The organism is Methanobacterium sp. (genome assembly GCF_016217785.1).
Lineage (GTDB): Archaea > Methanobacteriota > Methanobacteria > Methanobacteriales > Methanobacteriaceae > Methanobacterium.
The window spans coordinates 59,439-70,334 of the sequence record NZ_JACRGA010000009.1; the positions used below are offsets into that span (position 1 = coordinate 59,439).

Genomic DNA, 10,896 nt, shown 5'->3' on the forward strand with positions numbered 1-10,896 from the left:
TTATTCTAATATTTTATAAATTCCGTTTTTAACTTTCTCATAGAATAAATATTCTTCATAATTTAATTTAGAAGGTTCTAAATCGTCACGCTCAAATATTATTTTTTTAATTATCGTTTTAAGTCTGCGACCTGTAATTCTGTGTATATTTCTGATTTTATCAATTTCAGAATTCATCATGTTATAATTATCTATTATGGCTTGGTTGTCAATAATTTTTCCAATTATCAATAAATCATTTGGATCATCAGGTCCTAAAACAGATCCTTTAGCCCAATTTCGTACAGCAGCCTTAGTTCTCTGACCCCCTAAATCCAAATAACGATTATAAAGTTCATTTTCTGAAATCTTTTGGTGTTTAATGAACTTCATGAAAGCATATTTCCAGTATTCAATTAATTTGTTATTAACACTTTCCTCTAAGTCAAATATGTCAATAATTAGTTGTAAAAGGGATTTTTGATCATCATCGTCCAAAATTACAATGAAATTTCCAGGTTTAAACATTTTAGGAGTCCCTTCAAAAACGTTACCCCCTAATGATTTTAAATAAAAGTAAGTTTTTCCCATATTTAACTTCTTACGATATTTACGCTCATTTTTAAGACTTAATAATAAAAATTCGGCATATTCATCAAATGATCCAGTTTCAGCATCGGTTGATTCAATCTCATCGATTTGTTTTTCTACAAATTCAATTTCTGATTGATATTCAGAAGAATAGGCTTTTTTAAAGATTTTGTTTTTAAATTCTTCAAAAGGATTACTATCCTGAATGGGTGGTTGTTCTATCTCTTCATCTTTTTCGTATATTTTTTTCCGTTTATAGAAATCTTCGAAGAATGCACCATCTTTTTCGATATCAATAAAACTATATATTTCTGATACATAATTCATCGAGAATTTTTCTTCCTCGTATGAATACGTAGAAGCTAAGTCAACTTGATTTTTAATTCGTTTTTCATTTAAGCCCTCATAAGCAAGGAATTTTATTTCTTTATATGGCAAAAATAATTCTAACATATTTTTAGTCTTCAAAGCACCCGGTAAAATAAGCTTTTTATCTGAACGATCAAAATGTTTGTAAGAAATCCAATTGATATCTTCAACATTAACAGCTTTAAGACCTATTTTGTCAAGATCTTCTCTTAGAATTCTCTTTTCTAAAGCGGAATATGTTGCAATGATGGTATTTTCAGGATCATCAATGTTTTTTGCAATATTAATTAATTCATAGTCTTTAGCTATTCTGGAAAAAGACTTTTTTTCTGAAAAACGTTTACATTGACTTAGCTCCTCATAAACAGAATTAACTTCAGATATAAATCTTTTTAATGGCAATTGATTATTTTCATGCTCTTTTTCGAGATTAAATTCAAGATTTTCGATTATCTCAGGAATACTATAATAACGCCAAGAATCATTATTTTTAGATATACTTTTATATCTAGATGGATTGATGGATAAATCGGACATTATATTTAACATTTTCCATGCTGTATAGTAAGCACGTTTATTAATCAACTTCTTGTCATCTATAACTCTAGTTATATTTTGCGCTCCTTCAAAATGATCATCAATATTACCAGATTCAAGTGGATCAAAAATCTCAATTTCCTTATTATCTTGATAAAAACGAGGCAAATCAACATTATATCTATTCAAAAGATTGATTATAGGGCGACATTCTTCCAAATTAAAATATTTTAAAGATTTTATTTTTATTTCCTCATTATTTTGAAGAAGATTTGTTGTAAATGGCAATACTAAAGAGTTTGTTGCATCTTTCAGTTGATTGATATATTTCATTTGTCGAGGATTAGAAAAATGAAAAATAAATCTAGTACTTTTAGGTAAAAGCTCTTTCAACCACTTTAAAAAGATACGGTAAGTATAATCAGAATAAATAAATCTATCTAAGTTTTCGAATATTATTAACCCTAAATCAAGTTTTAAATCGCTTTGTATCTTTTTTTTATCAATAATCAAGTTTTTAATACTTTTAAAAATCTTGTTCCCTTTATTATCATGATATAATAATATTTTAGATTTGTTGTTATCAACGAAATTGTCTTCTTGTCGTGAAATATATCTTTGCTTTAAATGTCTGTTATGAATTCTCGGGAAAAAAAACTCAGCCTTCACATCTTTATTAGTCATTAACCCAATCGGGATGTCATAAAACAGATATTCACCCTGCCAATTTAGCATGTAATAATTTCTCATATGTAAATCAATTGGACTTTCATTGACTCTTTGACCTTTTTGTGAGAAAATTAGGGCAGATTTCTTGTTTAAATAGGAATAAAAATAAGAAAGTAATGGAATAGGTCTTAACATGAAATCAGGAATGAATATAATAAGATTTTTATCTTCAAGAGTATTTATGAAAGTATTCAAAAAGATGTTGGTAATAGGGCTTAGTTTATTTGATAATTTATTATTATCATAGTAATCCATTTCGTCACAATAAGGGTCGTATGCCAGGATTTCATGTATTTTTTCATGCCATTTAATCAAATTTATCACCTACTCATTAATGTCACTAGAAATCGAAAAAATTTCTTCAAAAATAACACTCAATTCTTTTGCATGTACACTACCCAAAATAAGACCTAACTCAAAATTTTTTTCAAATGAATTCTTTCTTAACTCCCCACTCCCCAAGTAAGCACTTTTTTTATCAACAACGATAAACTTTGCATGAGTACTACTTTCAATGTAATTTTTTGATTGATAATGGTAATTCCTAATTGTTACATCACATTTATTCTCTTTAAAATATTTAATAACAGGTTTAACAACATCAAATCTACTATTATTATCTTTTTTATTAATTTGTCTTGAAATAATATTTATTTTTACACCATTTTTATTTTTATGAACTAATAACGGCAAAAAATCTTTAATCCCCTCAAAATCAAGAAAAGGAGAACAAATATAAATTGAATCATTTGCCTCCATAAAAAGTTTTTTTATTTCATCTTTAATGTAATTTATAGATATATCATGGTTTTTAAAAGAGGATTTTAAACCAAAATAATTAAAAGGAGGTAATGTAAGAGCTATAAATGGGCCTGAGTTTTTTTCATCTTCTCTTAAAGATATTACGGGTTTTTTATCTAATATTACAGTTCTATTTTGAAATTTTCCCCCTTCATCACTGTAAACAAGGAATTCCCTAGATATTAAATATCTTAATGAAACTTTGATTTCTTCTTCATTATATTTAATTTTTAACAAATTAACTATTTGATCTATCTTAATTTCTCGATTATCCTGAAAAACGGCAATTAAATCCATAAATAAATCATAATACTCGCCATGAGTAATAATTGTGTTCTTACCAATAGCTGAATTCATATCTTTTCTTCCCTAAAAAAACATCTCTATCTAAATTACGGTTGAAATCATAACAAACAAACTCAGGAACATACATACAAGAAAAACAGGCTCCTTTCTCAAATATACAAGTAGGATCTAAAGTACAATCATTCAATTCTAATTTAACATCACTAAACCAATCAAAAAGGGAGTGTTCAAAAACAAATGAAAATCCACCTGTATTAATTACAGAAGTTGAGTAAATTAAGAGTGCAGCAGAATTAACAAATATCAATTCACCGCATGATTCACTGTCTAAACCTGTGTGTAAAGGTGAACGCCTGATTAATATGTGAGATAATGTGTGTAATAACGTTTGGAGTTCTTTATAAGCACCTTCTTCTTTTTTAATTTTTAGAAGAAGTTCCGTGGCATCTTTCACACTATCTGGAATCTTTGCATCCAAAAACTGATTTTTTATTAACCATTCACAAACTTTAATTTTATCGAGATCGATCATAATACCTTCAGTCTCAAAAGGATAAGAATAAACATGATAATCTTTTTTCTTTCTAAAATCTTTCCAAATAGGTGTAAAATGTGGAACAAAGTCTTTTTCATAAAACTTGTTAATCCCATTTATTATACCAATTGCAGATGAAATAAGATTTATATTAGAAATGTATGTGATATCTTCAATACCAAATTCAAATTTAAGATCCATAAAATTTCTTTCTAATATCTCTTTTTTGGTTCGGTTTAGATTAGATTCAATAAAATCCTGGAACGTAGTTTTATCCATCCTATGCTGATTTTCCCCCTTTGAAAATATGCCTTTTATGGAATAATAATCATTGAAACTTTCTAAATCAACATCAGAATATTCGTTTTTGAGTTTAGATGTAATTCTGTTTAATTCTTTAAAGTAATCCTTAAGCTTATCCATATTGACCATCGGATCATCACTATTAAAGTTATAAAGATGATAGTATTTGTTAATATCTTCTAAACTAACAGGATATCCTTTTTCAACAAGTGATGAAAATTTATTAAGGTACAATCCTACTAAGATGTACTTTAAATTGTCAATATCAATAAAATTCGTTTCAGGTATGTCAACAATAGTGAGAACAACAGGGTTACTTACACCACCCTCACGTACTGTTAATGTACTAAATTTACTATTATCTTTATTACAAATCTTTTCGCCCTGTTCTTCATGGGAACATTCAAATCTAAAAATGTCTATTGGTTTAACTCGTCCCTCCTTCCAACATTTATCACAAACAGCCTTCCAAGTACTCAAAGAATCTTTTTTATCCCAAAGAAGTTTTATAGGGTGATCACCACATGAGTATGTGAGAGGTCTAATAATCCCACACGTTTCACAGTATAACAAGATCTCTAATTGCTCATATTCTCCATGACAATTTGGAATCATACATTTATTCGGATTAAATGTATTTAGATCCTGACTATTTCTTAAATTCCTATAATCTCCACATTTTTTGCAGATAAAGGTTTTAGGATACAGAACATATTTTCCACTATACTGATTATCATCCTGATGATCAGCAAATTTATATTTTAAGATTTCTAAGTTGTCAATGTCCCTAGATGAGAGTTTATCATAGTTGAGCTTTTTGGATTCAATTCGAAGATTAAATGAATGGAATATTTTATCAAATACTATTTTTTTTAACCTTTTTTCGTTATATATATGTAAATTATCATCATTTTTATCGTTAAATACATAATTAACTCTAAAAGAATGATTTTCGGATGTGACGATCAAATTTTTAACGATTTTATATAAAGCACTATGGGCAGGTTTTGAGTATCTGAGAGAACTATCATTCATTTTTACACCCTAAATTTTCTGATAAAACCCATATTCATTTTCATGAGGTATCAATGTTACTTGATCTTGAATTCCTCTCATTCCTGTCGGAGTATTATAATATTTATCTAGATTATCTTTCAAAGCATTAGGGAAAAAGTAAATTTGCCTTCCAGTATAGGTTGCCAAATAATTTAATCTAGATTCTACTTCAGAGCTTATTTGTTTGTCAAAATACTCAACTCCAATCATAGAAGAATCTAAAACATAGGCCTTCCGAATAAATTGAATTAATTCATTCCTTCTTTCAATTGAACCGAAAACATCGTTAACATCAGCCACTTTATAAATAGGGGAGCCAATAATATCTGAAATATAGTTTAGTATACCTGCATTGAACATTGAAGTGATTGTTTGTTTAAATCCTAATTTTGCCCAACGTGATAATGGTACGCTTTCTACCTTATGATTTAATATTTGATGATAACCATTAAAATTCTGATAAAAACTTAAATCTCTTGATCTGTTTGGATAAAACCATAAAAATACAATTCCATGATATTTTCTCCCCACTCTACTTAATGCCTGGATGTATTCCGCAGTATTTCGTGGCATCCCTTGAATCACCATTATGTTCCAATTATCAATATCAACACCATGAGAGACTATGCTAGTAGCAAAAACTGATAATAATGTTTTTTTATCTGAATTAGGATCTTCATAATAATTATTCACAAGATTGATAAGTTCTTTAATCTCATCAAGAGAGTTATCACCAGTTAAAACTTTTGGAGTAATTAAATAATTATCTAATTTTGAATTAACAACCGTATCCAAAAACATCCTCATTGCCTTAGCATCATTTTTTCGATTATGATAAGTCAAAATACTTTTATAGTTATTAATTATCTCAACCAATTCATCGTTTTTGAAGTCATTAGTATGGGAAAAAGTTTCAATGTCATTTTCAACAGCTTCAATGAATTCTGAAAGATGTTTAAGGGTAAGTAAAGATGCAAAATGATTGTCTCTTAAATTTGGTTTAAGTCCAACTAACTGTCGCTGAGATATAGGATTTTTGTCATCATCATATTCATATGTAAAAAAGAAATCATTTTCATAATCGTCAGATAAATTTCCAGGGAAAATCCGAGATTTTTTGTGGTATAAATGGTCAATTTGATTTTTTGCACCAGTTACTGTTGCAGTCATGGCAATATTTTTGAATTTATAGCCGCAAAGTTCTTCTTGAAGTGTTTCAATCAGTGATTCAAAATGAGAGTCAATTGTACCAAAACCTTCCTTAATCAAGTGCATTTCATCTTGAATTATCAAAGTTGGCCCCGTTTTAAAATCTATTTTAACAGGATTCGTTTCGGCATTGCATTTAAATTTTGTGTGTTTCCTGCATTTATCATCAAGATTAACATCACAACGATCATTTCGAGGGATAAATCCATGATAAGAACATCTATCTAATTTTCCGCCAAATAAGTTTTTAAAACGTCTATTAAGACCTATTCCTGCAAATTTGTCATCCGTTGCTACGATAAATGTAGGAAGATATCTATATGTTTCCTGATCGGTGAAAAACAAACGAAAAGTTTCGTTACAACCTTTACATTTATGGATAATAAATTCCTTATCATCTTCTATTTCCATGATTACTTCATCATTGCATAATGGACAAACATCTATAATTTTTCCGGGGATATCAACACCTTTTGAAGATGCATTCCTAATTTTTTTCGAAATTTCACATGGATCACTTGGAAAATCATCACTGTTTCCAACGAAATAAGAAACAGAAAAAGGCTCACCATCAATATCTTCTTCAGATCTTATTTTTTCTGCCCAAATAAATAAATTAGAAATCCTTTGTAACTGTTGTATTGACAACATCCTCAACGGGAATTTTGTTATTGCTGTAACACCAAATTTTTTACCAGATAAACGATCCCAAAATGCGGAAAATATTACTAAACCAAAATAGGCTTCAGATTTTCCTCCACCAGTCATAATATGTAAAACTTCACAAATATCCCTTCCAGATGATTCATCAATAATATCATTTATAATCGATACAATGAAAACAATCTGGAAAAGTCTCCAGGTTGTATATTTATTAGCATTAAGAAAAAATGCCTTATTCATCAATTTAAAAGCTAAAAAAGCCTTTTCATCACTTTTTAAAGTTTTTAATCCTTTGTTGAACCTTTTTGTAACATCGGAAAAATTTTTAAGACTTTCAGAATATAAAGAATCGGTAATTTTTGGAGATTTTTGATATATTTCACAGTAATCATCCATTTTTCTACTAAGTTCGTCTAATTTATTAATTCCCTCATCAGAACTCAATTCATCAAAATTTAAGTAAATATCATCAATAGAAGTTCTGGGAGTGACTTTTTTTTGTTTAAATTTTGCAAAATGCTCTGTGACTATTTTATTTTCATTAAGTGTCGCATGGCAGTTTAAACATCTGAAAGGGCTTCCATAATTTCGAGGATAATCTTCAAATTGATATTTATAGTCAAATGGCACAATTTTAATGTTCCCTAAGTTAATCTCTAATTGAGAATTAAAAAGAAATGTTTCATAATTAGATTCTTTTTTTGATACTATATCAGTTAAATTGACAATTCCAATTTCAATTAATTTTAAATTTTCATCAGACTGAACAAAGTCTTCTACGGTTACAAAAACTTTGCATTGCCAGTTGAAATTGGGAATCCCTACATTGCCATTAGAAATAAGCTCATTATTATATTCTGACTCATTTTTAACCCTATCAGAAGAGATAGATCTTAACCTTCCCAATGTTTCAGGGTCATTTTGTACTGATAGAATGTGTTCATCAAAGTCTAAATATTCTTCATTATAAGGTTGTTCTATTCCAATTAGTATTTCATGAAATTCTAGATCCTTCCGTTTCCAAATAGGTGCTAATTCAACTTTGTTAGGAATTTTCTTATATTTATTGTTTACATAGTCTAATTGTTCTTCAAATGTTGGAACTACTCTATAAAAAACTGAAAACGAAGGTTGAATATCAAAAAAAGTTGAATTTTCTTTAACTAAGAATTTAATTGATAGACTATTATTTTTGACACTGCTTATGGTGCGTTTTTCTTCAATGACATCACCAGAATCTTCAGAGTAGTCTAATCTAGTCTTATCGCTTAATGTGCCTAAAATAATATTTCTTGATGGTTTATCAGGGCTTTGAAATCGCTGAAAATCGTCATGAGTACCATTAAGTTTTGAAACCACATCATTAACTAAAATATCTCCGAATTTATCGTAATTCCACATCTTGCTCACCCAAAACAAATTTCTAATAAGTATGATAAATAACTTTTTATTTAATCGTGATATTCGGGTTGATTAAATATATTGATTAAATATATGAATTTGTTTTAAGTTTGAATAATTCAAGATACTATTATTTAGAGGTTTTTGTTGGATAAACATCATAATGAACTACTGAGGGATCCCATGCATCGCTAACATATTTTTTAGCAGTATCAAACACCATTTTTTTATATTTGGAAGCCTTTTCTTTTTTTATCCTTTTTCTTTCTATATCTGCTGAATAATATAGTATATCCTGTCTTACACAGATGTTATGTTTTCTGATATTGCTTCTAAATAATCTGACTAACTTATCGTTCCATCCTGGATGAATATAGTAATCTTTTCGGGATTGAGGTTTTTTTACGTAAGGATTATAATTATCAAATGTTTGATCTAATGGTCGGAATCTGCAGTCTGTGATTTGAACATTCCATTCCCAACATTGAATCCTTTTTCGTTCCATCTCATCAAAGCTCAGATCATGATTAAATATCATGAAAACAGAGATATACTTATCTTGGTATCCAGAATCAATTAATATATCAATTTGACGTTTTATCTTTTCTTTATCTGAAAATGGCCCATCCCATGCAATTTTGGGATTTATAAAATTAGCCTTTTTTAATAAAACACCTAATTCTGGAGATCTGAGTAGAATTCTACCATCAAATCCACTTTGTGACTCGCAATTTAATATTATACGCTGTTTTTTCAGTTCAACAAGTTCTTCAAGAATTTCTTTTATATGTGAATTTGCTAGGAGATTATTATCATAAAAGATAATCTTTGCACTCTTTTTCCGGTTTATTTTTTCTATTTCTTTGGTTATTTCCTTAGAAAGTATATTATTTACAATTTCAGCAACTTCTCTATCCATTACATTTTTTAACAATTTATTTATTTTTGAAGCAGTTTTGATGGAAATTTGGTCTGTTACTATTTGTATATCCTTTTTACGTGACTTCTCTCTTTTTAAGATACTTTCACGAATAGATTTTTTGTATTTAAAGGTGGGTTCTATTTCATAAACTCCACAACATGAACATTTCCTAATACAACCTCTAGAAGTGTGTAGTATTTGATAATCAACATTTACCAATGAATAATCAGGTTCAAAATCTTCAGCATCTTCGCATACACCAACAAAGACATCATCACAACCCGTATATTTTCTACAATGTTCTGGCATCAAAGATGCATATATCCCTCCAACTACAATTTTAGCTGTAGGAAAATGAATTTTACAAAAAGTTACAGCTTCTTTTACATATTTTGACCAATAAGTGAATAACGAGGTTATTAATATTAAATCAGGTTTAAAATTGAAATGATCAATGTTACTCTTAAAATTAGAATTTAATCTATTTAATTTTACTTCATAACCCTTATTTTTATAATAAGATGCTAATTTAAGAAGACCTATCGGTAAAAAATCTTTATGATTATGACTTTTTTTTGGAATAGGAAAATTCGGTTGTATCAACAATACTTTTTTAAAAGTTTTATCTTGCGATAAATTTTTCTTCAAAATTCTTCACCACGATTTATAGCTATATATCTTAGATATTATCAACACTCAGTAATAACCCTCCAATAAACCCCCATAACTTGACATAGGAATATTGCTTGGGGAATAATATAAAAATTTCCATTAGGAAAAACATTCATTTTTAAAATAAAAATTGGACATTGAAGTTTTCCCGATTTAATCCTTTATATTAAATTCATTGGTTACCCATTCATTATCATCATAAAGGTTCTTTTTGATAAATAAATATCTTTATTTATATTAATATCATCATTCAAATGATTTTTGACCTTTTAGGAGATATAATTTGGTACATCTATTAAAAAAATTTAAATTCTTTAATTATCCTTTTTTGAATAACAAGCCTTGAATTAATTTATTAGATGTTGTTTAATATTGTTATTCTGATAATTTTTTATAAACTCAAATTGTAGTCATTAAAAACATCTTAATGGCTAATTAATAGGCGTAACCAAAAAATTAAGAAAATAAAACCTGCCAGTCATTTTCATATTCGATAACATCCATCTATATCTCTTTTGATTCTTCTTTCATCTTGCCTAAATAATTGATAATCTTTTCGTATCTCTCAGGGCTCATACTCCCTTTTCTGATGAAAACTAAAAATATCTTTTTCTTAACTTTTTCAGCTTCATTAAGCTTGAAAATATCAAATTCAATAGCCTTACGCTGACATTACCCTGTTATATATTTGAATTCAATGGCAATATCCACATATTTCTTGCCTTCCTGGTCTAAATTAGTGTCAACATTTTTACTGGACAATCGTTCAAACCGATCACTCAGACCTTTAAATTCAGAATAAAAATCTTCACCTAAAATGGCA

Annotated in this window: 5 protein-coding genes; all 5 read right to left on the minus strand. The window is 28.3% G+C overall.

The features are described 5' to 3' along the window. The 5 genes from HY987_RS04495 to HY987_RS04515 all read right to left on the minus strand — a co-directional run bounded on the left by HY987_RS04495 (position 1) and on the right by HY987_RS04515 (position 10,049). Positions 1-2,520 (minus strand): hypothetical protein, encoded by a 2,520-nt coding sequence (locus HY987_RS04495; protein ID WP_292756053.1) that lies wholly within the window; start codon positions 2,518-2,520, stop codon positions 1-3. A gap of 9 nt (positions 2,521-2,529) precedes the next feature. Continuing rightward, the gene (locus HY987_RS04500) at positions 2,530-3,363 is read right to left on the minus strand and encodes a phospholipase D family protein (protein WP_292756055.1); all 834 of its coding nucleotides are present in this window, start codon (positions 3,361-3,363) and stop codon (positions 2,530-2,532) included. Next, positions 3,344-5,185 (minus strand): hypothetical protein, encoded by a 1,842-nt coding sequence (locus HY987_RS04505; RefSeq protein ID WP_292756057.1) that lies wholly within the window; start codon positions 5,183-5,185, stop codon positions 3,344-3,346. Before HY987_RS04505 ends, HY987_RS04500 begins: the two co-directional genes overlap by 20 nt. Positions 5,186-5,194: 9 nt before the next feature. After that, entirely contained in the window at positions 5,195-8,479 is a 3,285-nt protein-coding gene (locus tag HY987_RS04510) for a helicase-related protein (RefSeq protein ID WP_292756059.1), read from the minus strand. Positions 8,480-8,609: 130 nt separating this feature from the next. Beyond that, positions 8,610-10,049 (minus strand): cobalamin-dependent protein, encoded by a 1,440-nt coding sequence (locus HY987_RS04515; protein WP_292756061.1) that lies wholly within the window; start codon positions 10,047-10,049, stop codon positions 8,610-8,612. Between the last annotated feature and the right edge of the window lie 847 nt (positions 10,050-10,896).

What these genes read in the sequence shown, in the direction of transcription:
- HY987_RS04510 (WP_292756059.1), bottom strand. Translation starts at nt 8,479, where the DNA reads ATGTGGAATTACGATAAATTCGGAGATATTTTAGTTAATGATGTGGTT.
- HY987_RS04505 (WP_292756057.1), bottom strand. Translation starts at nt 5,185, where the DNA reads ATGAATGATAGTTCTCTCAGATACTCAAAACCTGCCCATAGTGCTTTA.
- HY987_RS04500 (WP_292756055.1), bottom strand. Translation starts at nt 3,363, where the DNA reads ATGAATTCAGCTATTGGTAAGAACACAATTATTACTCATGGCGAGTAT.